Annotated in this window: 23 protein-coding genes; 19 read left to right on the plus strand and 4 right to left on the minus strand. The window is 36.4% G+C overall.

What is annotated here, in order from left to right; translation table 11 throughout:
- Window position 1 precedes the first annotated feature (1 nt).
- The 7 genes from FYJ53_RS21760 to FYJ53_RS03095 all read left to right on the plus strand — a co-directional run bounded on the left by FYJ53_RS21760 (window position 2) and on the right by FYJ53_RS03095 (window position 8,020).
- Window positions 2–157, plus strand: a complete 156-nt coding sequence (locus tag FYJ53_RS21760; RefSeq protein WP_371720265.1) for a glycosyltransferase — start codon at window positions 2–4, stop codon at window positions 155–157.
- 41 nt (window positions 158–198) lie between these two features.
- Window positions 199–717: a glycosyltransferase family 2 protein gene (locus FYJ53_RS03070; protein WP_371720467.1), complete on the plus strand. Its 519-nt coding sequence runs from the start codon at window positions 199–201 to the stop codon at window positions 715–717.
- 2 nt (window positions 718–719) lie between these two features.
- The gene (locus FYJ53_RS03075) at window positions 720–1,100 is read left to right on the plus strand and encodes a DUF2304 domain-containing protein (protein ID WP_154556964.1); all 381 of its coding nucleotides are present in this window, start codon (window positions 720–722) and stop codon (window positions 1,098–1,100) included.
- A 273-nt stretch (window positions 1,101–1,373) separates the two neighbouring features.
- Window positions 1,374–3,290 (plus strand): DUF2142 domain-containing protein, encoded by a 1,917-nt coding sequence (locus tag FYJ53_RS03080; protein ID WP_154556965.1) that lies wholly within the window; start codon window positions 1,374–1,376, stop codon window positions 3,288–3,290.
- A 438-nt stretch (window positions 3,291–3,728) separates the two neighbouring features.
- Complete coding sequence (locus tag FYJ53_RS03085; protein ID WP_154556966.1) at window positions 3,729–5,324, plus strand: DUF6056 family protein; 1,596 nt, start codon at window positions 3,729–3,731, stop codon at window positions 5,322–5,324.
- 164 nt (window positions 5,325–5,488) lie between these two features.
- Window positions 5,489–6,442 (plus strand): glycosyltransferase family 2 protein, encoded by a 954-nt coding sequence (locus tag FYJ53_RS03090; protein WP_154556967.1) that lies wholly within the window; start codon window positions 5,489–5,491, stop codon window positions 6,440–6,442.
- A 150-nt stretch (window positions 6,443–6,592) separates the two neighbouring features.
- A complete protein-coding gene (locus tag FYJ53_RS03095; protein WP_154556968.1) occupies window positions 6,593–8,020 on the plus strand; it encodes a hypothetical protein in 1,428 nt (475 codons plus the stop codon).
- A 119-nt stretch (window positions 8,021–8,139) separates the two neighbouring features.
- Here the strand turns inward: FYJ53_RS03095 and FYJ53_RS03100 are convergent, their stop codons facing one another.
- Window positions 8,140–8,544, minus strand: coding sequence for a GtrA family protein (locus FYJ53_RS03100; protein ID WP_154556969.1), 405 nt, complete (start codon window positions 8,542–8,544; stop codon window positions 8,140–8,142).
- A 25-nt stretch (window positions 8,545–8,569) separates the two neighbouring features.
- Window positions 8,570–9,808 carry an LCP family protein gene (locus FYJ53_RS03105; RefSeq protein WP_154556970.1) on the minus strand — a complete coding sequence of 413 codons (1,239 nt, stop codon included), beginning with the start codon at window positions 9,806–9,808 and terminating at the stop codon, window positions 8,570–8,572.
- A 213-nt stretch (window positions 9,809–10,021) separates the two neighbouring features.
- Here FYJ53_RS03105 and FYJ53_RS03110 point away from each other — a divergent pair, with 213 nt between their 5' ends.
- From FYJ53_RS03110 to FYJ53_RS03130, 5 genes are all read left to right on the plus strand, one after another.
- Window positions 10,022–10,588 carry a hypothetical protein gene (locus tag FYJ53_RS03110; protein ID WP_154556971.1) on the plus strand — a complete coding sequence of 189 codons (567 nt, stop codon included), beginning with the start codon at window positions 10,022–10,024 and terminating at the stop codon, window positions 10,586–10,588.
- A 4-nt stretch (window positions 10,589–10,592) separates the two neighbouring features.
- A complete protein-coding gene (locus FYJ53_RS03115; protein WP_154556972.1) occupies window positions 10,593–12,092 on the plus strand; it encodes a hypothetical protein in 1,500 nt (499 codons plus the stop codon).
- 226 nt (window positions 12,093–12,318) lie between these two features.
- A complete protein-coding gene (locus FYJ53_RS03120) occupies window positions 12,319–13,098 on the plus strand; it encodes a transporter substrate-binding domain-containing protein (protein ID WP_038353055.1) in 780 nt (259 codons plus the stop codon).
- A 38-nt stretch (window positions 13,099–13,136) separates the two neighbouring features.
- Complete coding sequence (locus FYJ53_RS03125) at window positions 13,137–13,802, plus strand: amino acid ABC transporter permease (protein WP_038353054.1); 666 nt, start codon at window positions 13,137–13,139, stop codon at window positions 13,800–13,802.
- Window positions 13,783–14,511, plus strand: a complete 729-nt coding sequence (locus FYJ53_RS03130) for an amino acid ABC transporter ATP-binding protein (protein WP_013382081.1) — start codon at window positions 13,783–13,785, stop codon at window positions 14,509–14,511. The genes FYJ53_RS03125 and FYJ53_RS03130 overlap by 20 nt, the downstream gene beginning before the upstream one ends.
- Before the next feature lie 93 nt (window positions 14,512–14,604).
- Here FYJ53_RS03130 and FYJ53_RS03135 read toward each other — a convergent pair whose 3' ends face one another.
- Window positions 14,605–15,849: a glycosyltransferase family 2 protein gene (locus FYJ53_RS03135; RefSeq protein WP_013382080.1), complete on the minus strand. Its 1,245-nt coding sequence runs from the start codon at window positions 15,847–15,849 to the stop codon at window positions 14,605–14,607.
- A 448-nt stretch (window positions 15,850–16,297) separates the two neighbouring features.
- Here FYJ53_RS03135 and FYJ53_RS03140 point away from each other — a divergent pair, with 448 nt between their 5' ends.
- Genes FYJ53_RS03140 through FYJ53_RS03150 form a run of 3 tightly spaced genes read left to right on the plus strand, consistent with a single transcriptional unit; the run spans window position 16,298 to window position 18,723 of the window.
- Entirely contained in the window at window positions 16,298–16,891 is a 594-nt protein-coding gene (locus FYJ53_RS03140) for an ECF transporter S component (RefSeq protein WP_038353053.1), read from the plus strand.
- A gap of 19 nt (window positions 16,892–16,910) precedes the next feature.
- Complete coding sequence (locus FYJ53_RS03145; protein ID WP_154556973.1) at window positions 16,911–17,882, plus strand: P1 family peptidase; 972 nt, start codon at window positions 16,911–16,913, stop codon at window positions 17,880–17,882.
- Window positions 17,883–17,898: 16 nt separating this feature from the next.
- Window positions 17,899–18,723 (plus strand): Cof-type HAD-IIB family hydrolase, encoded by an 825-nt coding sequence (locus FYJ53_RS03150; RefSeq protein WP_038353051.1) that lies wholly within the window; start codon window positions 17,899–17,901, stop codon window positions 18,721–18,723.
- Window positions 18,724–18,735: 12 nt separating this feature from the next.
- On the opposite strand, the gene FYJ53_RS03155 is transcribed toward FYJ53_RS03150, so the two are convergent.
- Window positions 18,736–19,125, minus strand: coding sequence for a DUF488 domain-containing protein (locus FYJ53_RS03155; RefSeq protein ID WP_013382076.1), 390 nt, complete (start codon window positions 19,123–19,125; stop codon window positions 18,736–18,738).
- A 121-nt stretch (window positions 19,126–19,246) separates the two neighbouring features.
- Between FYJ53_RS03155 and FYJ53_RS03160 the strand changes: the two genes are divergently transcribed.
- The 4 genes from FYJ53_RS03160 (at window position 19,247) to FYJ53_RS03175 (ending at window position 24,222) form a co-directional block, all read left to right on the plus strand.
- Entirely contained in the window at window positions 19,247–20,890 is a 1,644-nt protein-coding gene (locus FYJ53_RS03160) for a DEAD/DEAH box helicase (RefSeq protein WP_013382075.1), read from the plus strand.
- A gap of 31 nt (window positions 20,891–20,921) precedes the next feature.
- Complete coding sequence (locus FYJ53_RS03165) at window positions 20,922–22,286, plus strand: MATE family efflux transporter (protein WP_227209311.1); 1,365 nt, start codon at window positions 20,922–20,924, stop codon at window positions 22,284–22,286.
- A gap of 120 nt (window positions 22,287–22,406) precedes the next feature.
- Entirely contained in the window at window positions 22,407–23,540 is a 1,134-nt protein-coding gene (locus FYJ53_RS03170; protein WP_013382073.1) for a glycosyltransferase, read from the plus strand.
- Entirely contained in the window at window positions 23,521–24,222 is a 702-nt protein-coding gene (locus tag FYJ53_RS03175) for a lysophospholipid acyltransferase family protein (protein WP_154556974.1), read from the plus strand. Before FYJ53_RS03170 ends, FYJ53_RS03175 begins: the two co-directional genes overlap by 20 nt.
- Window positions 24,223–24,240: the final 18 nt, after the last annotated feature.

Genomic DNA, 24,240 nt, shown 5'->3' on the forward strand with positions numbered 1-24,240 from the left:
AATGATAAAAGTGCTGGTAATTGTTCCTGCTTATAATGAGCAGGATTCGATAGAGAGTGTGATTGAAAATTTAAAGGAAATTACTATTCAAAATATTAAATTAGATTATGTTATTATTAATGACTGTTCAATTGATAATACAAAAAAATATGTTTAGAAAAAAATTATAATTTTATTGACTTACCTGTTAATCTAGGGATAGGTGGAGGCGTTCAGACAGGTTATAAATATGCCGTGGAACAAGATTATGATATTGCAATTCAAATGGATGGAGATGGGCAGCATGACCCATTCTTTATAAAAAATCTTATCGAACCGATTATCAACAATCGAGCGGACATGGTCATTGGCTCTAGATTTATTACGAAAGAAGGTTTTCAATCTTCAGGCGCGAGGAGGATAGGAATAAATATGTTGAGACTATTAATTAAATCGTTGAGTGGCAAAGAGATAAAAGATACAACAAGTGGATTTAGAGCAACGAATAAAGCCTTAACTACGTTTTTTTCTATGTATTACGCATCAGACTATCCTGAACCAGAAGCAATTATTGCTGCTACTTTAAATAATTTTACTATTAAGGAAGTTTCGGTTGTAATGTCTGAAAGAAAGGGAGGAGAATCTTCAATAAAGGCATTTAAATCAGTTTATTATATGATAAAGGTCTTTTTAGCAATTATTATTTGCCGACTAGGTTCTTTTAGAAAAGGAAAATAACAATGAATATAACACTAAGGATTTTTCTGGCGATTGCGATTATATTTTTTCTAGTCATAATTATTAATTTATTAAGAAAACAAAAGTTAAATTTACAATATTCTTTAATTTGGTTGTTTTCTGTATTTGCGCTGTTACTATTAATTACCTTTCCTGAAATTGTTTATTGGATATCACGTATAGTAGGGATTGAAACACCAGTAAATGTAGTTTATGTTATTGAAGCAATGTTTGTATTATTGATTTTGTTATCTATCACAATTATAATATCAGATTTAAATGAAAAAAATAGAAAAACAATTCAAGCATTAGCTATATTGGAAAAAAGAGTTAGGGAATTAGAAATAGAAAAAAATAGATCAAAGATAATAAAGAAAGGTTAATTATTAAAATTCAGAATGCAGAAGCAAGTTGATAAGTTTAAATTTTATCACATTGGAGAATGAGTAAATAATTCTCTGTTTTTAAAAATATAATGTGATTTGATATAGTATTGTCTAAAACTTTCTTATTAAGATACTGCAACTTGACTTTGTGAATCAAAGGGTAGTTTGTTTATTTTTGTTTGCTTGTGCTTTGGGGATAATGTTCGATAGTTTTTAAGATAAAATGAACTTATTTTGTTATAAACGAAATGAAATCGAAAAGGAGAGGAAATGAGAAAGAATATTTTAAGAAAAAATATTTTACTAGTTATTATTGTATTTTTTGTCTCACTTTTAATTGAAATATTCGGTTTTAATTATCGATATTTTTTTCTAGATGAAAATCAAAAAGGAATAATTGAAATTTGTGATAGTGACATTAAAACTAATAATATTATATTTGATAGTGGATATATAGCTACGAATACACAAAGCAGTATTACAATTGAGAATTCGAAAAATATCGACATATTAAGATTAAAAATTATTTTAAATAAAAATTCATCTGCATTTGAGATAAGAACTCAATACCCAGATACTAAAAAAAATGAACGAAAAATTAATTTAGCTGATCCTCTCTACAATGATCAGGTGTTTTTAAAAATTGATAGCAAAGTACATCCGACAATAGAACTGAATTTTAATGAATATTTAAAAAATAATTTAGAGACATCAGTTCATATTTCGCGTATTGAAATTGATAATCAATTTTATTTTGATTGGAGCCGCTTTTTTTTACTGTTTTCAATTTTATATATGTTGTTAGTTTTAATTATTAATTTTAAATATCTTATATTAAAACTGCACATTACTTTTTTAATTATTGCAATTATCTTCGGAATTAATATAGTTATTACAATGCCTACCTACTTTTCGTTTGACGAAAGGGAACATTTTGTTAAGGCATATCAAACAGCATCTTTTGATTTTGGAATAGAAAAAAATAAAGAAATATATTGGCCAGAGAATATAGAGCGTTTTTTTAGTTTTAATGGAATATCTACATCTTTTGATACAACAGAAGAAAGAAACAACTATTTCGACTTATATAAAAAAAATGATTATGAAACAAAGAGGTATTATGATACAACTGCAAAACCATATTTGCCAACCGCTTATGTACCTGCGGCGATAGGAATTTTTTTAGGGAAATTTTTGTCTTTACCTTTTATCAACGTTTTTTATTTAGGAAGATTGTTTAATTTGATTGCATATTGTTTGGTCATAAGTATACTTATAAAACAAACGTTAATCGGTAAAAGACTTATTTTTCTTTTAGGTTTATTACCTGGAATGTTGTATTTAGCATGTTCATATTCTGCGGATCCAGTTACATATAGCTTTTCGCTTGCTACAGTGACGATATTTATCAACATGTTTTATTCAAATAAAATTACGACTAAAAAATTAGTTTTATATCTATTAGCTTCAAGTATAATGATAACGGGTAAAATAACGTATGCGCCATTGGCACTGTTGTTTTTAATTTTACCTAATAAAAACATGCCTATAATAAAGAAAAATATTAGTGTTTTTAAAAATGGGATTGCTCTCAAATTTTTGATGCTGTTAGTACTAGGATGCGTAATTACAGTAAATACGCTATATTCTTCGTTTAATGGTTTAGCACAATGGGCCATAGAAGGTGTAAGTGTAGAAGGACAAATTAATTTTATTATTACTCATATTTTTACTTATGCAAATATTTGTTTGAATTTTGTCTTAAAAAGTCTACCATCTTATTTTGAAGGACCAATCGGAAATTTTGCATATAGCGGAACGTTTTCCTCAGGAATAAGTTATATTATTACGTTTTTTATGCTTGTTTTAGCTGTAGTAGACAATAATGAACTTCCTAAAAATATGGGAATTAAAAATAAAATTTATTTATTATTTTGTGTTTTGTTATCTTGGGGATTGGTGATTACGTCATTGTATATAACATTTACTCCAGTGGGGTCTCTTACAATATCTGGAGTGCAAGGAAGATATTTTGCACCGTTGCTCTTTCCGTTATTGTTACTTTTTAAAACAAATAAAATAAAAAATACATTTAAAGAAGTCCATATTAATGGATTTGTTATTTGCCTTTGTACATTTCTTTTGCTGTTGTTGTTATTTAAATTAGTGAGTGGATACCTTGTTTAATTAGACTTTTTTGAAAAGGATTTATGAACATACAGTATTGATTATTTTATTTGAAAGTTGTAATACATTAAAACTGTACTTAAACTAATATCAATATAGTTATAATCATCTTTTTGTATTGTGTCATTTTAACATCTCCGAGGCATTGTTTGAGGGCAACGGGTTTTAAAGACTGATTAGCAAATCAAAATTAGTCTGTATTTTGAACTTCGAATGCTCTTATCAATTTAGTTAGTTTAGTTGAATTTTTATACCCCATTGGGTAGTTGCTTTTTAAAAAGTAAAAATCTTTTAATCAGTTTTGTTTCTTTTTTAAAAAATAAATTTTGGGGTAAAGTTGTGGAAAATAAAATTAGTAAATGATTTAAAGTGCGTTTTTAGCTATGGAATCAGATATAGCAATAAAATATAGAGAGTTTATAGGCTGGGAGGATTGAAGTGCTTTATAATAAAAATAATAAAACTGATTATTATATTTTTTATTTTATAATGGTTTTATTTTTTATGTTTTTGTTACTACAATATAGAAATGTTTTTATGTATTTTGATGATTATGGGTACGTTACACTATCTTATGCGGTGCAAGTGCCAGGAATAGAAGGAACGAATTATTCGTTAGCTCAGTTATTTGAATTTTTAAAATTACACTATAATGGATGGGGAGGGCGAGTTTTTGCATATTTTTTAGAAATAATATTACTTAAAAACGGTTTATGGATAATGCGTTTATTTATGTCTTTTGTTGTTTGTGGACTGTTTTACATTATCCATTATTATGTATTAAAAAGTAGCGGAAAAAAAATTCCATTGGCTTATTCGGGAATATTAGCATGTTCTTTATTTGGTTTTATTCAAATAGATGTATTAAGAGATTCGTTTTTCTGGTTTATAGCAGCAATGGTATATTTGGTTCCAACTATTTTATTTCTTATTGGGTTTATTTTTTATATAAAAATAAATATAAAAGAAAGAAGTAGAGCTAATATAGCTTATAAATTAATTTCTTTTTTATCTTTTTTGCTTCTAGCAAGTTCTCAAGAACAATTAGGCGGAGCATTAATCGTGACATTTATTTTCATATTATTATTAAAAAAGCTGTACTTTAAAATAAGAATAGAAAAATTTGATATAATCACTCTTTTAGGAATTTGTGGAGCATTCTGTTTTTTGGTCTTTTCGCCAGGGAATAGATTGAGACTTTCAGTAACAGAAACTTCAAATGGGGGAGAGATATCATTTTTGGATAAATTGTTACTAAATTTTGAAGGAGTTGCTAAATTATTCTTTTCTGATAGCTTTTACTTATTTTTGATATTAGTTTTAATTACTACATTAGTTATTTCAATATGCCTTATAAAAAGGAAATGGGGACTAAAATGTGTTAATTATTTTTATTGTACATTAAATATTGTAATTTTTATTTTAGTTTTGAAAACAAACGGCAATCTCTACAGTTTGACCGAAAATACTACACATACAATAATACTAAATATAACATTAATTTTATTTGTTTTACTGACGTTTATTCAAATAGAAACGTATTATATTTTAGAAAAAAAATTCATTATTGTTATATCATTTATGTTTGGATTTATAACTGTTGGAGCATTAATAGTGTCTCCAACACTTACATTAAGATCGTTTGCGCCATTTATGTTAATATATTTTATTGTAGCACTAGATGTTTTTGTGGAAATAGTTTATCATATAAGAAGAAAGAAAATTCAAGTTGGTTTTATTGGAGTCATAGTAGCGATTTCTATTTTTAGTTTATTCCCAGTTTATAATGGATACGGAATAAATAGCCAAGTTTTAAAATATAATGAACAGATTTTGCTTGAAGCTAAGGAAAAAGAAAAAACAAATTTTAGAATTGATTCAATAATTTTATGCAAATTAAAGGATGATCTTTATGGATATGTAATGCCTTATTATTATGATAATGGGGTTAGTAGTGCTATGAAAATATACTATAGTCTTCCAGAATCAGTTTCCTTTGAGTGGATTGATCCTGACTTGATCCTGATAAATTGATCAAAGAACTTAGAACATATACTTTTGTAAAAAAGATAAAATCTTTAAACCTTTAAAATATATGGAAAAATTACCAGATGATTTAAATATTTTTGTAAAGTCTAAAGCGTACAAATGGCTAGAACTATTTGGATACTTAAAAAATAATTTTTAGGGAGGTTTTTATGAAAGGCCCAAAAACTTTGTATTTAGTTATTCCATGTTACAATGAAGAACAAGTACTAAATATAACAGCTGAAACTTTAAAAGATAAAATAGAAAACTTAAAAGAAAGAAATATAATTTCAAAAGAAAGTCGAATTCTTTTTGTTAATGATGGCTCAAAAGATCAGACATGGTCAATTATAGAAAGGTTATGTAATAAAAACAGTCTTTATCAAGGAATCAAATTGTCTAGAAATGAAGGACACCAAAATGCTGTTTTAGCAGGCTTAATGACGGCGAAAGCGTATTGTGATATGGCAATATCATTAGATGCAGATTTACAGGATGATATTGATGTGATTGATCAATTTGTCGATGAATACTATGATGGAAATGATATTGTGTATGGAGTCCGAAGCAAAAGAGATGCGGATACATTTTTTAAACGCTTTTCTGCGGAAAGCTTCTATAAACTATTGAAGCTTTTTGGTGTTGAAATTGTATATAATCATGCTGATTATCGCCTAATGAGCAAACGGGCATTAGAAGGTTTGGCACAGTTTAAAGAAGTCAATTTATTTTTGCGTGGCATAGTCCCTTTGATTGGTTATCCTTCATCAGTTGTCACATATGAACGACATGAACGATTTGCTGGAGAGTCAAAGTATCCTCTGAAAAAAATGTTATCATTAGCATTTGACGGTATTACATCTTTTAGCATAAAACCAATTAGAATGATTTCGATTGTTGGTGTCGTATCTTTTTTAGTAAGTGTTGGGATTTTAGTTTATTCACTAATTATGAACTATTTAGGGCAGACTATCACAGGATGGACATCTTTAGCATGTTCAATATGGGCCCTTGGAGGAGTTCAGCTTTTAGCAATTGGTATTATTGGAGAATATATTGGAAAGATATATAATGAAACCAAAGAACGTCCGAAGTATTTTATAGAGACTTTTATTAAGAATTAAAACTATTTTGAAATTATATAATAGAAAGCATAAATAATTTTTTAAATATTTGCATTAGTTGTTTGGAAGTGTAAAATAATAGGTATTTAAAGTTATAATGTAATGAAAGAAGAGGATTATTTGAAGGAAGTATGTTCTCAGGAGAAGTCGATGAATAAATTTTATTTTTCCATTGTTAAGTGTATAAGAATTTTTCTTTTCATTGTATTTTGTGTGTTTTCATTTATTTCATTGTTTATTAAACCGAATTACAATTACGACGATTCTCCAGAGTTTATTTACATGACTCCGGAAATTATTATATGCGTACTTTTAGTAATTTTAGGAATAATGCTTTTATTAAGATATAGAACTGCAATTAATAAAATCAGCAAGCCATGGTTAATTACCATTATTTATATTTTCTTAGGAATTATATTCATTATTTTGGTACCTTTAAAACCTTTTTCTGATATGGAGCAAATTTTTAGAGCGGCTATTGAAGTATCAAAATTAAACTTTTCATATTTTTTAGATAACCTATATTTTAAATTGTGGCCTAATAATGTTTTAGTAAGCTTTTTGTATGGACTAATATTTATAGTTTTTCCTAAAAATGTTATAATTATAAAAATATTAAATATCATTTGTATTCTTTTAATTGCTAAAGTGAGTACACTGTTAATATCCCTGTATTACAATAAATATAGTAATTTGTTTTATTTGCTATTTCTTTCCCTTGGATCTGTTTTTTTATATATTAATCATATTTATACAGACATTCCGTTTACACTGATATCATTAACTTCAGTGTATATCTATTTAAAAGATTCAAATAAACTAGCAGTACCTATTTTTTTATTAGTATTACTATATTTTATTAGGCCGGTGGCATTAATCTATATATTTGCTATTATTATTGACTATTTTTTTACTAATAAAGCTCAAATTAGAAGAAAATTAAAAATAATTTTTCTTGTTTTTTTTGTAAGTTTTTTTATGTTTTTTAGTGTTAATTTTTTTATTCATCACATAGTCAACTATAATGATGGAGAAAGATCAATGCCAGTTTGGTCTTACATATATATGGGCTTTAATCAGGAAGAATTCGGCTTTCAAGATGGAACACATAGCGTAGATAGAAATGCGAGTGATGTAGTAGCTCGACTAAAAAGTAATGGTATAAAAGAAGTCATTGGGATTATTGCTAAAAAAGAATACTGGATGTGGATGGAAGGAACTTATCAAGCACAGCGGTACGCCTTTGGAGAGAATTGCAATGAAAGCGATTCGAAATTTTATTATGAAACGGCAGCAACAAAATATCTTATGAATAATGAGCAGATATTAAGAAAAGCAGCAGATTCTTTTATATATGCTCAATATTTTATATTATTTGTATTAATGCTATATTGGTTTATTAAACCACAATCTAATAAATTATCAGTAATTTATTTAATCTATATGGGCATGTTTTTATTTTATGTATTTTGGGAAATAAAATCTAGGTATATTATCTCTCTTTACCCGTTTATGATGATTTTTTCTATTTGGACTTTGTTAAGTTTACCAATAAAGAAAAAAGAAAAAATATCTTAAAAAAATAATAAATATAGATTTTGTATCAAATTTAGCTTTGTTTGATACAGTTTTTGAGAGTAGTCAAATTTAAGGCTAAGCTTCTTACAAAATTACATAATTAAACAATGATTGGGAGATTACCCCACTACTGCTTTTCTCTTAGCCACATAATTCCAAATCATAACAATAATCGTAGCAATAATTTTTGCCACCATATAATAGATATGGATCTTTTCAACAAAAAACCACATTAAAACTTGATTGATGAACAGGCCAACGACACTGGATCCGACGAATAGCACAACGGATTTGGTGTCGTTTTGTTTAACCCCTTTAAACACCCAGAGAATACACATAAAATAATTTACAATAACAGAGACAGTGAAGCTGATACCGGAAGAAACCAGATAGTTCACACCAAAGAATTCTGTTAATGCAAATAAAATACCATAATCGACTAAAAAACTTACACCACCGGTAATGCCGAAACGAAAAATTTCGGCAAACCGGTCACTTTTTAAAAATGCTTTAATTTTTTCCAAACCTTAAATAAATCTCCTTATATTTTTACCATACAGATTCAATCTCATCACTAATATCCTGAGCCGTTCCTGATGGCGTATAATCCGTCTCATAGACAAATTGGTACCATTCCTTAATATTATCGGCCAAAGTCACAGGAAATACATATGATACATCACCGAGCATTCCGGTATCGACATACCCCTCTGCGGGGATTTGTTCTTGATGGATAGCATGATCCTTCATAAACATTACATTGCCAGCGTATTTTAAAATTTCGGTTTGACTTAGTGATGTTTCGACATAAGGCATAACCTGTGTCAGAAGATTATATTGTGCCAATGGATTTAGATCCATTGCTTTGTCGAGCACTTGTTCAAAAACCTTTCTCTGGCGCAGTGTACGGTCAAAGTCTCCGTTGCCGACGTAACGAACGCGGCAATAGGCAAGTGCTTGGCTTCCATCTAATACCTGAGGGCCTGTACCTGGAACATCAGCGGAATTTGTATTAACATGGTTATTGACATCCATCAAATACTGATTAACCCAATAAAGCTCATCTTCATTTTCAATATCAATAGTGACGCCGCCAACGGCGTTTACCATGGCAACCATGGCAGTAAAGTCAATGGTCACATAATCGGTGATGGCAGTATCAAAATTCTGGTTGATGGTTTTAAGCGCCAGCTCGGGGCCGCCAAAGGAATAGGCAGCGTTGAGCTTGTCATAGCCGTAATCTTTATTGATGTATACATAGGTATCCCGCATTAATGAGGTTATTTTCAGTTTATTGTGTTCGAAATCGGCCGAGGCAATCATCATGGAGTCGGACCGGCTGCCATCCACATCGTCGCGCCCGTCGACACCGAAGATCGCCACATTGACAATACGGTGGTTCAGAGCCATATTGGCGGCGTTTGAACTGATATTATATTGGGAGACCTTTCCGGTCAGATCTTTGTTTAAATTGCCAAATTTGATGACAGTAGCTGCATATGCTCCTGCTCCGATCAACAGCACAAGAAGTAAAATTAATGCTTTCTTAAAAAATCCTCTTTTTTTCCTGCGTTTTTTGGGTAAAGTATCATTAGAACTGCGTCTTCGTTCATCGATTCTCTGTGGTGGGCGGGATGGACGGGAAGAATTGCTTCTGGAACCCTGGCTCTGAGATGGCCGGCTGTTTCCAGAACGTCCTGAAGGGCGCGAAGGCGCCTTTTTTGAAGGGGAAGAGGGCCGTTCGCCACTTCTTCGGTTTCCAATAACGCTTTTGTTTCGTTTTTCCATGGGGACCTCTCAATTGCTAATTAAATATGTTTTTTTCTTTATGACTGTGTTATTATACCATAATGGAGAAAAATAATAAAATTTCAATGATATTTTTTGACAAAGACATTATACTTTTACTAAGAATTTTGTTATAATAGACTATGAATAAATATTAAACCTTAAAAGCAGTGCCGAAAATGGTAATAGAAAGAAAATAGGGAGTGGACTTGTATGGATAAGAATACCCAGGATAGAGGACAATCTTTTGACCGTGTAGAGTCGCGTATTGAGCTTTTAGAAAAGCAGCTGATGGAAAAAGATGAGGAATTAAAAAAATTACTCAATGTGTCAAAGGACAAGGATGAGAAGATTGCGAAACTGCAGGAGGGTGTTGATGGAGAAACGAGGGACACGTTCGTGCCGGTGTTTAAGGAATCGTCCGAAGAGCAAGAGTGTCCGTGCGGCGATGATGAGCCGGAAAGTCATATCGACGACAGTGATATGCCCGAAGGCTTGAAGAAGCAGATCAAGGTCATTGAAAAACGGGAACAGATGGTCAAGGAAATGCTGGATGTTCTTGAGGATGCTTTTGATGTGCTGAAACAGAGAAACGAAGCTTTGAACAAAAAAGAAGAGACCCTCAATCGAGAATACCTCAAGCTATTGGAAATTGAATCGATGTATAAGGGAACAGACAAGCTTGCAGATTCTTTAGGTTCGGTACTTCCATCCTTTGGTTTGAATGAGCAGAAGGACAAAAATACGGAAGCGGTTACCGAAGAAAATATTGAGGAGTGAAGATATGGCAGAAAAAAGTGAAAAATTAGGATTACTACTGCTTTTTGATTGTATTGCAGTTATTTTATCAACATACGGTGTTTTGTTACTCTTTCAGTTTGTAAGCCACGATGTGGATACAAATGTCATGATTGTTTCCTGTTTCTTTGCGGGAATTAAAATTTTGATGATGGGGATTGGCGATATTACAGGTCTGTCGAAAAAATTGGTTATCGCGATTGTGTTTATCGTTGTGGCCGACATTATCGTTTTTGGGATCAATTACTTTATGGCCTTCAGTATATCATCAAAATTATTGCTGATCACTGCAGTAGCAGACATTGTGGTTATTCTGATCAGTCACTTAATCTGGGGAAAAGTATTTGGTGTTTCAGGACACAGCGAAAAAAAGGAACGAAAAGAATGGCTCAGCAACCGTGATGAAGACCAGGACGAAGAAGAATATGACGACATTTTTGAGTCTCTGGTTACAAAAGACGGTAACACAGATGAGATTGACACTGTGGCCGTAAATGCGGGGATTGAAGAGCCCTACGAAGAGGAAGAATCTTTATTTGAGGACGATGAAGAGTTTGAAGATTTTGAGGATGAAGAGCTCTTTGAAGAATATGATGAAGACGAAATTGAAGAAGAATACTTTGAAGAAGTCGAGGAATCCATTGAGGAAGCTGACGAAGAAGAGGACGATGAGGATACCTATCTTGACGAGGAAGCCTTTAAATCTCTTTTAATCAATGACGATGACCTGACGAACCTTGAGCCTGAGGAAATCGACAATGATGATGTTGAAGAGATAGTTGCAGAGGAAGAGCAGCCTGAAGAAGTCATTGATGAAGAAGTTGAGACGGAAGTGGCAGAAGAAATTGAGGAAGAGCCAACCGTTGATGAAAAAGCTGCTGAGGACGTTTCGGAGGAAGAGGCAGATGATAATGAGGCCGTTTCAGTGGCCGATCTCTTCGGCGCCGGGACAGCTTCTGCTGATCAACTTGACAGCGCGATATCACCAGAGCAGAAAGAAGATTTTGCCGCCATCGAGGAACGTTTAGGCGCGCTGCTTACAGAGATTAATTCTTCGACTAAAGGAACTGAAAAGCTTCAGAAAACAGTTAGCGACTTTAAGCAGGAGCTGGACAATTTAACGCCAATTACAACGGATACCGATATTTTGAAAACAGGTGATGTTATCCGCGATAAGCTTAAAACAATTATTGACAAGCAGTTTATCGTTGATGAGGTTCTGGATGACTTGATCCGCCTGTCTAAACAGATCAATAAACGGATTGATGATCTGGATACCATCGAAGCGGATCTTACCCGCCGTAAGGAAATCCTGGATCAGAAGGAGCTCATGTATATGAGCCGTAAACCGGTTGAATTTGAGGATGTCGAGGTACAGATTTTACCGGATGAGGTACTGCTTGAGAGTGATGATTCTGAAATTATCATTGACCAGGGAGACCTTGAAGCCATTAAGCAGTACTTAAAAGAGCATCCTGATTTATAAAATCAAACAAAAGGCTATTGGATTTTTCCAATAGCCTTTTGTTATGTTTGACGTCAATTTGGGTAAAAACTTTAAAGAATTTTATACCGAACTTAAGCTTGTTTTTTTAGAGTTTAAGCAGTATAATTATTATTTACCCTGAGTCGGAGATTTTTTTTCGTTGCGTATTTTCTGAAAAAATGATATACTTTTAACAATAAGTATCTATAATCCAGGAGGAAAAGAAATGAAGAAACTCAAAATGTTTGGTATTTTGGCATTAGCCGCAGTAATGACTTTTTCTTTGGCTGCTTGTTCAAGCGGCGGAAGCTCAAGCGGAAGTGACGGGGCAAAAAAATATATCATTGCAACCGATACAACCTTTGCGCCATTTGAATTTGAAGATGAATCCGGTAACCGTGTAGGTATCGATATGGATTTATTAAAAGCGATTGCTGAAGATCAGGGCTTTGAATATGAGCTGCAGCCACTTGGCTTTGATGCGGCTGTTACCGCTCTTGAATCAGGACAGGCCGATGGCGTTATCGCTGGTATGAGTATTACCGAAGAACGTCAGAAAAAATATGATTTCTCTGATCCTTATTTTGATTCAGGCGTTGGTATGGCTGTAAAATCTGACAATGACACCATTAAATCTTACGATGATTTAAAAGGAAAAAATGTCGCGGTTAAGAATGGTACTGAAGGCTCTAAGTATGCTGAATCCATTAAAGACCAGTATGGCTTCACCATTACCTCTTTCCCGGAATCTGCAAATATGTATGAAGATGTTAAATCAGGTAACTCTGTAGCCTGTTTCGAAGATTACCCGGTACTAGGCTATGCAATCGCAAAAGGCCAGCCATTAAAATTAGTTGGTGATTTACAGGCTGGTAATTCTTACGGGTTTGCTGTACAGAAGGGTAAGAATGCAGAATTGCTTGAAATGTTCAACACTGGCTTAAAGAACATGAAAGACAATGGTAAATATCAGGAAATTTTAGATACTTACATCAAAACAAATTAATAATTTAATGGCCTAAAATAATTCCAGGAGGTTTTTGAATGAGTATTTTTGAATTATTTGCTCAAACCTATCCTCGTTTATTACAAGGTCTTTGGATGACGATCGAACTGACCCTGGTATCGCTGCTGATTGCGGCGGTGCTAGGGCTTCTCTTTGGTTTGTTATCTGTTTCAAGGACTACTTTTTTACGGGGAATTTCACGTGTATACATTGATATTATCCGTGGTACACCATTAATTGTACAGGTATTTTTTATTTATTTTGGGATACCAAGCGCACTGAATATGCGTTTAGATGCCTTTATAGCTGGTGTTATCGCATTGAGCCTGAATGCCGGCGCCTATACCGCGGAAATTGTCAGAGGCGGGATTCAGTCCATTGACAAAGGGCAGATGGAGGCAGCCAGAAGTCTTGGCCTTCCCTACACTATGGCAATGCGCAGAGTCGTTTTACCTCAGGCGATCAAAACAATGATCCCGGCGATTGTAAATCAATGTATTATCACATTAAAGGACAGCTCTTTGGTTTCTGTTATTGGTTTAGCAGAATTAACCCAGACTGGACGTTTAATCATTGCCAATAATTTTGAATCCTTAAAAATGTGGATTATCATTGGTGTCATGTATTTTATCCCGATTATGATTCTGTCAAAGGTTTCGAGTCATATTGAAAGGAAGATGAGCTATGGCAAAAGTAAAAATTAGTAATCTCAAAAAGAGCTTTGGTGATTTAGAGGTTTTAAAGGACATTAATCTGGAGGTAGAGGAAGGTGAGGTCATCTGTATTATCGGCCCGTCAGGCTCTGGTAAAAGCACAATGCTGCGCTGCATCAATGCGCTTGAAGAGGCAACCAGTGGTACGATCGTGGTGGACGGCAACGAGATAACCGGAAACCATGCAAATATTAACCTCTACCGCCGGAATATCGGAATGGTATTCCAGCAGTTTAACCTTTTCCCCAATATGTCTGTTTTAAAAAATATTACCTTTGCGCCGGTCGCTTTAAAAATTATGGATAAGGCTAAAGCAGAGGAAGTAGCACAAGGACTTTTAAAAAGGGTTGATATGGTCGCTAAGGCGGACGCCTATCCAGGGCAGCTCTCCGGTGGACAGCAGCAGCGTGTGGCCATTGCCAGGGCGCTGGCAATGAACCCGGATGTTATGCTGTTCGATGAACCAACAAGTGCTCTTGACCCGGAAATGGTTGGAGAAGTTCTCAATGTAATGAAACAGCTGGCACACGAAGGGATGACCATGGTTGTGGTTACCCATGAAATGGGCTTTGCCAGAGAGGTTGCAGACCGTGTTATCTTCATTGATGAAGGTTATATTGTGGAACAGGGACCACCAAGTGAAGTGTTTGGAAATCCACAGAACGAAAGAACCATTAATTTCTTGAATATGGTCCTGTAAAAAGGAACCGTCTTTTAACTGCAAAAGACGGTTCCTTTTTTTGTGCTGTCATCTGAAAAACGCCCCGTTGTATTACATCGGGGCGTTGATAGTTTATTTATTAAGCTGTAATTGTGAGAGCTTCAAGCTCTGAGTATGTTCGATCGGTTCCCAGGTTTCAATCGGCTTGACAAAGCAGAGGACATTAATCGGTATCCATGAAAACAGGAAGAACCAGAAAGAGAAAAATGCTTTGCCGGCGACTTCTTTTATTTTGTGGTGTTCAAGCTTAACGACCATTGCGGTAAAGAGGAAGCTGATAATAACACCGCCGACACCAAAGAGAATGGCAAAGGTGAGGGCATCAGACCAAACCTGTGTGTTAATGAGTAAAAGTGTCAGTACAACGAATGAACAAATTGTATAGATGCTGGTTAAAACCTGCATGAACGGAGCAAGAAGATATAAGATCATATCCACGCACATCCAGTTACGCGTTTTTTTGAAGTTTTCCCATAAGGGAGCTGAGTACTGTGAAAAACACTGGATCGTACCGGTAGACCAACGCTTGCGCTGCTTCCAGGAGGTTTCAAAGGTAATGGGGTGTTCGTCGAAGGTAAGGGCTTCAGGAACCCATGCGACGCGATACCCCTTCATAATGGATTGAGTGGTAAACTCAATATCCTCAGTCATACTGAAGGTTCTGAAACCGCCATCTTTTAAGACTTCGCGGGAAACCATAAAGCCGGTTCCGTTTAAAGCGGCGGACCAGCCGATCCCCTGTTTTGCAAGGTTCATAAAGCGGTTTAATGTCCAGTAAAAAATGGATTGACAGCCTGAGATCCAGGAGTCTGTTGGGTTTTTGCTGTCGCGGTAGCCCTGAGCAATTTTTTCTCCGTCACATAAAGCATTGTTCATTGCAGAGAAGAAATTTGGATCAACCAGATTATCAGCGTCAAAAACGCAGAAAGCATCAAAAACGTCATTATCTGCAAAGGTAGCATCAAAAAACTGTTCTAAAGCAGCGCCCTTTGAGCGCACTTCAGAGGTACAGTGGAATATTTTTGCGCCGTGTTTCCGGGCTACCTCTTCAGTATTATCTGTACAGTTATTTGGAATAACGTAGATATCAAATAAATCCTCTGGATAATTCTGTTCTTTTAACGTATCGATCAGATTCCCAATAACAAGGGATTCGTTTCTTGCGGCAATAACCGCGCACATGCGATTTTCAGGGGCATGCTGGTTGAACTTTGTGTGTTTACGGTATCCGGATATCCCTACGATTAAATAATAAATACCATAAGCAAAGAAAGGGACACCTAAAAGGAAAAGTAAAACATAAATTGTATCGACCATTTTATCCTCACTCGTTTCTTTCAAAATTTGAATTTAAACATGCCGCACTGTGTTGCGTTGAAAAGTCACTGTGTGGCATTTCTGGACAGTCTTCTTAAACTGTTAATATTCTATCATCATCTCAAAAACGTAGCAAGACAAAATTTAAAATATTCATAAAATTTTAAGGAAATGGAAAGGTTCATTTAATATAATGCCTTATTTACATGATGAAAATCGATTACAAACCTTTTAAGATATTGATAAATTTAAAAAAGGCTTAAAGGCGGAGGATTGGCGTTAAGGATTAAAAAAGAAAATGTCAATCATTTTAAGTGCGTATTTTTGAAAAAACTTGGTTCGTTATTTTTAATGTGATAAAATAAAGCTACACAGGCGAAGATATGACGGTCTGTGAATAAATTAGACGCTGCATCTTTAAAAAGAGCGGCAGTTAGGAGTTTTTATTATGTCACAGGTAAACAAAAAGACTGCACAGATGACACAGCTTACATTGCTGATCGCCATACTGGTGGTACTTACCTTTACCCCACTTGGTTTTATTCAGATTCCTCCGGTTGCAATTACAATTTTGCACATTCCGGTGATTATCGGCGCTATTGCTATGGGGCCGGTTTGCGGTGGTATTTTAGGTTTGGCCTTTGGTATTCTAAGTATGCTTAAGGCTACATTTATGGGTGTTTCACCGGTAGATCTGATGTTTTCACCTTTTGCAAGCGGAGCCCCGATTCAATCTCTGGTTATGTGTATTTTGCCGAGAGTTTTGTTGGGGGTGATTGCAGGAGTGCTGTATGAAGCTTTAAAAAGCCGGCTGAGCAATGATGCTTTAAGCATAGGCATCAGCGCGGGTATAGCAACCTTATGCCATACAATCATGGTTATGGGGTGCTTATGGTTTTTCTTCAGCGCAATTCCGTTAAAGGAAGTTTTTTTAACCATTGTGGGCGTAAATGGTTTACTTGAGCTTGGCGTTGGCATTGTTATTACGATTGCCGTGTGTAAGCCATTAATGAAGTATTTGAAAACGAGGGTTGCTGTATAGCATCAGAAATGAGGTAACAATGCAGGAAATAAACCTTAATGATATTGAAAATATCCGAATCGGCCATGCGCAGGATATAGAAGGCGGGACAGGGTGCACCGTGATTATCAATGAACAGGGTGCACCTACAGGGCTTGATGTAAGAGGCGGAGGACCAGCCTCCAGAGAGAGTGAGCTTTTGAACCCGGTAGCTGCTGCCCAGGGAATCCATGCTGTTTTGTTAAGCGGCGGCTCTGCCTTTGGTCTGGACGCCGCCGGTGGCGTCATGCAGTATCTGAGTGAGCGCAACATTGGCTTTGATACGGGTGTGGCAAAGGTACCGCTTGTCTGCCAGTCGTGTATTTTTGATTTGGTTGTCGGCAAACCGAATGCGTACCCAGATAAAGCGATGGCCTATCAGGCATGCCTAGATTCAGAAAACAGAAAAAGCATACAGAACGGTAATATTGGAGCCGGAACAGGTGCGACCGTTGGCAAATATCGAGGAGTCCAGACGATGATGAAATCAGGCATTGGGACCTATGCCGTTAAGCTTGGCGATTTAAAGGTAGGTGCTATTGTCTCGGTCAACGCCCTCGGGGATATTTTTGATATTGAAAGCGGTGATAAGCTGGCAGGGATGCTCTCAGCAGACCTTTCTGAATTTGAGGATACCGAAGCCGCCATGTATGAGGATATTTCCTGCAAAGAGAATCTGTTTACTGGAAACACAACCATAGGTGCTGTGATTACCAATGGGAAATTTAATAAGGTTGAAGCAAAAAAAATAGCAGCAATGACCCATAACGGTTACGGACAGGCCATAAGGCCTGTCCATACCACAGCGGACGGCGACAGTGTCTATGTCATGTCTGTGGGCGAGGTGGCTGCAGATATTAATGTGGTTGGAACACTGGCGACACGCGTGATGGCGATGGCCATAAAAAAAGCAGTGCTCGAAACAGAACCATTATATGGGTTGAAAACAGCGTCAATGCTGTTACATAAATAAACGAAGGAGCATTTTCATGGCAATAAAAATGATCGTTACCGACTTGGATGGCACGCTTTTAAACACTCAGAATACAATCTCTGAGAAAAACAAAGCAGCTTTTAAAAAAGCTAAAGAAAAAGGGATCATTCCTGTAGTGGCAACAGGCCGGATTGATAAAGAAGGCTGGTTTGCCGCCGAAGCCATTGGAGGGACCGATTATATGCTCTCCGGTAATGGCGGCGTGGTTCGAGACTATAAAAAAGATATTGTGATCTTTGAGGATGCTCTTTCAAAAGAGATTATCAGACAGATAATTGAGCTGGTGGATCAGTACGATGGCATTTTTGTCCAGGCGCATACCATTCATGGATGTGTCTGTACAAAAAAAACATTTCCTGAAATGCCAACAGCAGGATGGGCCGATGAATATGTACGTCAATTTAAGGAACAGCAAATTGTGGTTGAGGATATCGAGGACTATTTAGATAAAAACCACTTGGAGGTCAGTAAATTTGTCATTTCATCCACCGACTTTGATAAATTGGATGAAGTCCAGAAAAGGGCGGGTGAAATTGTGGATTTAGTACCCTTGCGCCCAATGAACTATTGCCTTGAATGTATTCCAGAAGGGGTTGATAAAGGGTTAGGACTCACAAAGCTTTGCGAATATCTGGGAATAAGCCTTACAGAGGTCATGGTAATAGGAGATAGTGACAACGATTTGGAAATGATCGAAATTGCAGGAACAAAAATTGCCATGGGAAACGCTTATGACTGTGTCAAAACAATTGCGGACCATATCGTTTCTACAAATGATGAAGATGGTGTGGCAGAGGCCATTGAAAGATTTGCATTATAGAAAAACAAAGCGTCACGCTGCCCGTGGCGCTTTGTTTTTTTGAAAAAGTATTGTGTTCAAATAATCGGCCAGAATAACGGCCTGGTTTTGTTCCTTATTGTTTGCAGAATAGATTAAAGTAACATTTTCTTCCTTCAGACGTTTCTTCAAATCGGATAGAAAAGTTTTGACAGCCTGATTATTTTTAAGTTCTTCCAAATATTGCGATTTAAAGCTTTCGTATGAATCTTTTCCAGAATGAAAACGCCGGATCAATTCTTTGCTGGGAGCAAGTTCCTTTTTCCATATATCGACATTGGCGCTGGAGTGAGTAAATCCTCTGGGCCAGTAGCTGTCTACTAAAACGCGGTACCCATCCATAATGTTTTTGGGTTCATAGATGCGTTTTGTTTCAATCACCATGATCACTTCCTTAATCAATTAGAGTATTCTTATAAAAAATATACCCAAGTTTGACATAAAATTTGCTTTCTTTTGTTTTTTAGTTTATAATTAGATGTTATGTATTTAGAAAGGAAGTTATATGAAATTTAGAGAACTAGAGATTAACGAGCAATTGCTCAGGGCAATTGATGATATGGGATTTGTTGATATGACAGAAATTCAGGAACGCGCAATTCCCCGTTTGATGGAAGGCGGCGACCTTATTGGTAAATCCCAGACAGGAACAGGAAAGACTATGGCCTTTGCGATTCCTGCCATAGAGAAGATTGATCCAGAACTCAGAAAACCGCAAGTGCTGGTGTTGCTGCCGACACGTGAGCTGGCGCTGCAGGTTTCTGAAGAATTCAGAAAGGTTTTAAAATACAGCCACAGCATTAAAGTTGTTGCAGTGTTTGGCGGCGCTTCAATTGAAAACCAGATTCGTGATCTGAAATCCGGAGCACAGATTGTAGTAGGCACACCAGGACGTGTCATGGACCATATGCGTCGGAAAACTTTAAAATTCAACGCACTTACAATGGCAGTGCTGGACGAGGCGGATGAAATGCTGAATATGGGCTTCAGAGAGGATATTGAGCTCATTTTAGATGCGGTAGACCATGATGTTCAGACCGTTTTATTTTCGGCTACAATGCCAAAACCCATTTTAAAGATAGCGGAAACCTACCAGAAAAATCCGACAATGATTGAAATTTCGCCTAAAACAATGGTAGCGCCAAGTATTGAGCAGAAGTATTTTAATATTTCTGACCAGAATAAGTTTGAAGCTTTAACCCGTTTATTGGATGTCTATAAACCTCAACGCTCACTTATTTTCTGCAACACCAAACACTATGTTGACGAAATTACTGAAAATCTGCAGGAACTGGGGTATTCCGTAGACAAAATTCATGGCGATATGCGCCAGGTATCTAGACTCAATGTCTTAAAACGCTTTAGCCAGGGGCGGCTGAAAATTTTAGTAGCCACCGATGTAGCGGCCAGAGGGATTGATGTTGACGATGTGGATATTGTTTTTAACTACGATGTACCAGACAACGAAGAATACTATGTACACCGTATTGGCCGTACCGGACGTGCGGGGAAGAGCGGTCTTTCACTGACACTTGCCCGTTCAAGGGATCAGTTTAAACTGCGAAAAATAACCGATTATACCAAGAAAAGCATCGAACGCGATTTAATTCCGACCAGTGAGGTGATCAATGATATTAAGATCGCCCATTTCAAGGAACGTTTTAAGCTCAAAGCCGAAAAGGGAGAACTGGAACGTTACATTGCGATCATTCAAGAACTTGAAGAAAAGGGCTACGAAGCAGAATTTATCGCTGCGGTTCTTTTACAGGCGCAGCTTCCTTTGTCAGATGCGGAAGATTTAAATACTGAGTTTAAAAAACGCGGGCGCCGGGAAGGCAGACGTGAAAGGGATGGAAAGCGCCGCAGAGAAGTAAAGGGCGGTAAAGGAAAATCCTTTGGCCCGGAAAAGACAAAACGTCTTTTTATCAGTGTTGGTGAGAAAGACAAGGTGCAGAAAAGAGATATTCTCGGCGCCATTTGCGGCGAGTGTAATATTGCGTCTTCGACAGTTGGAAATATTGATATGTATAATAAATTTACCTTTGTGGATGTGGATGTGGATGTCGCCAAAAAAGTAGAGAAAAAACTGAATGGTAAAATGATTAAGGATCACAAAGTAAAAGTTGAAATTTCCAAAAAGAAAAAATAAAATTCGTTAAAAGTGAGGGGGAAGTGTTTTGGTGGAAGAACAACAGTTACAGCATGAAAACAAGATGGGGACGATGCATATCCCCCAATTACTTTTTAGTATGGCTCTGCCGGCAATTATCTCAATGTTTGTACAGGCAATGTACAACATCGTAGACAGCGTCTTTGTCGCGCAGACAGGCGAAAATGCTCTCACCGCTGTTTCTCTGGCGTTTCCGGTGCAGATGCTGATTGTATCCTGCTTTGTAGGTATGGGTGTAGGGATTAATTCCGGTATTTCCAGACGCCTTGGTGAAAAAAAACACCGCGAGGCAGAAATGGTAGCGGAACATGGCTTTCTGGTCGCAGTGATTTTATCTTTAGCCGCAGCCGTTTTAGGCGCTGTTTTTTCGAATATTTTTGTAAAAATGTTTACGGATAATCCGGAAATTATTAAGGGATGTACAGATTATCTGCTGATCGTTACAATTTTCAGCTTTGGAAGCATTATTACGCAGGCTGGTTTCAGCACACTGCAGGGCTCCGGCGATATGATTCAGCCAATGATCGGTCAGCTGATCGGGGCAATCACGAATATTATTCTGGATCCGATTATGATTTTCGGGCTTTTGGGATTTCCGGCTCTGGGTGTTACAGGAGCCGCCATCGCAACGGTTACAGGCCAGATCATTGCAATGGTCTATATTTTGATTGTGGTCCTGAAGCGGAAAAAAAACCTTCTAAAGCTTCATTTTCGTTCTTTTAAATACCGCGGGGCTATCATGAAGGATATTGCTGTGGTAGGGCTTCCGTCTGCGATCATGCAGGGAATTGGTTCTTTCATGGTGACGGGCTACAACCTGATTTTAGCTGGATATGGTATGACCGCTGTAGCGGTTTTTGGTGTTTATTTTAAAGTGCAATCCTTCATTTTTATGCCGATTTTTGGCCTTGGACAAGGAGCGATGCCAATTTTTGGATATAATTACGGAGCTCAGAATGCAAAGCGGTTCAAAGAGACATTAAAAGTCTCTATTCTGACGAGCTTGGTCATTATGTTTGTTGGGGTTCTTTTGTTCCAGCTTTTCCCAGCCCAGATTTTTATGCTTTTCAATGCATCGGAAGAAATGACGGCGATTGGGATTAATTGTTTCAGAGCAATAAGCCTTGCATTTCCGCTCGCGGGGATATCCATTATGCTCAGTACTTCTTTTCAGGCGATGGGAAAATCCTATCTCAGTATGATTTCCTCTTTTTTGAGACAGATGATTTTCTTACTGCCCTTTTCCTATCTATTCTCCTTAATCGGAGGTTTGGATACGGTTTGGTATGGTTTTATCGTTTCTGAGATTGCCTGTCTTGTTTTTGAAGTTATCGTGTACCGGCATTATAAAAAGAAAGTTTTAGACCGCTGGTAAAATGATACGTTGAGGGATGCTAAAGTGCATCCTTTTTTATTTTTGTACAAAATAAAGGAATTGTCACTGTACAAAAATATTCGGCTTTGGGTATAATTTAAGTATACGAGGAGGAAATCAATGAAAATTTTATTAGTTATGGACCAATTTGATCATACCAACAATGGCACCACGATGTCAGCAGTCCGTTTTTCAGAATCACTGAAAAATCATGGGCATGAAGTGAGAATTGTCAGTACAGGAAAGGAAAGTCCTGACAAATACGCGGTGCGTTCATATCATTTTCCCCCTGTTGTCAAACAGATTATTCAGAATCAGGGTATGACATTGGCTAAGCCCAGCAGGGAAGTTTTGAAAAAGGCCATTACATGGGCGGATATTGTCCATTTTTTAATGCCTTTTCCACTTTCGATCCAGGGCGCTAAAATCGCAAAGGAGCTGTCTGTCCCCGCAACAGCGGCCTTTCATGTACAACCGGAAAATATTACCTATACGCTGAAAATTAATAAGGTGGAAAAAATTAATACAGCCTTGTATCAGGGCTTCAAAAATATTTTTTATAACCAATTTTCACATATTCACTGTCCCAGTAACTTTATCGCAGAAGAACTGCGTAAAAATGGTTATACGGCAAAGCTGCATGTTATCTCAAATGGTGTCGACCCGGATTTCTATTACCGTAAGATTGATAAGATTCCGTTGCTCAGGGGTAAGTTTGTGATTTTAATGATTGGGCGCCTGGCAAATGAAAAAAGGCAGGATCTGCTCATAGAAGCAGCAGGGTTATCTAAATACAGGGACCAGATATGCTTGATATTAGCAGGACAAGGACCAAAGAAAAAGTTTTACGAAAAAGTTGGAAAAAAACTGCCAAACAAGGTTCTTATTGATTTTTTTGACAAGGAAAAGCTGCGTGATATCATTGCAATGAGCGATCTTTATGTCCATACAGCAGATGCCGAAAGTGAGGCGATCTCCTGTATTGAAGCATTTTGCAGCGGACTGGTTCCGGTTATCTCCAACAGTCCTAAATCAGCAACCCCTCAATTTGCTTTAAATGACCGATGTCTCTTTAATGCAGGTGACCCTTACGATCTGGCTGATAAAATTGATTATTTTATTGAACATCCTAAAGAAAAAAGGGGTTTAGAAAAAGAATACGCAGCGTACGGTAAGCAATATAATATAGAGGACTGCGTTTATAGGATGGAAGAAATGTTCAGGGAGGCTATTGATGAGTATGGCACAATGTGAGGCTGAAAATTTGGGTGAAAATGTTATTATTGAACGCAATGAAGATAAACGCTACTTTGAGAATCGTTTTGCTTTAAGAAAAATAGCGTTGACCCTGCTGCCTTTATATAATCGCCTGATGTTTGGTCTCACGGTCTCAGGAGAGGATAATTTGGCTGATGTCAGCGGCGGGATGGTAACAATCTGTAACCATGTTCATACGCTGGACTGCACGATGGTAGCAGGTGTTTGCAGGCAGCATCGGATGTATTTTCCAACCTTGGATGAAAATCTGAAAATGCCCTTTGTGGGGCATTTGGTTGATGACCTGGGTGGAATACCGATTCCAGAAAAGCTTTCCGAATTCAGGGGCTTTATGGAAGAAATAGAGGCAACTTTGAGGCAGGGGGATGCCGTCCATCTTTTTCCGGAAGGGAGTCTGGAAGTGTATTGCCCTACTTTACGGCCTTTTCAAAAGGGTGCATTTACGTTTGCGTATGACGCAGAGGTTCCACTGGTACCTATGATATTGACTTACAGATCTGTAAATGGGGTAAGAAGCCTGTTTCGGAAAAAGCCGTTCCTGCATTTAGCAATTTTAAAACCGGTTTATCCAGATGTTAACAATAAAAGAAGCCATGAAATCCAGCGTCTTTTGGAAAAATGCCGTTTAGAAATGCAAAAATCTTTTGAAAAAAAATAACCCCGGAGAAGTTCTCCG

This window comes from Eubacterium sp. BL-380-WT-2B (genome assembly GCF_009696115.1).
Classification (GTDB): domain Bacteria; phylum Bacillota; class Clostridia; order Eubacteriales; family Eubacteriaceae; genus Eubacterium; species Eubacterium callanderi.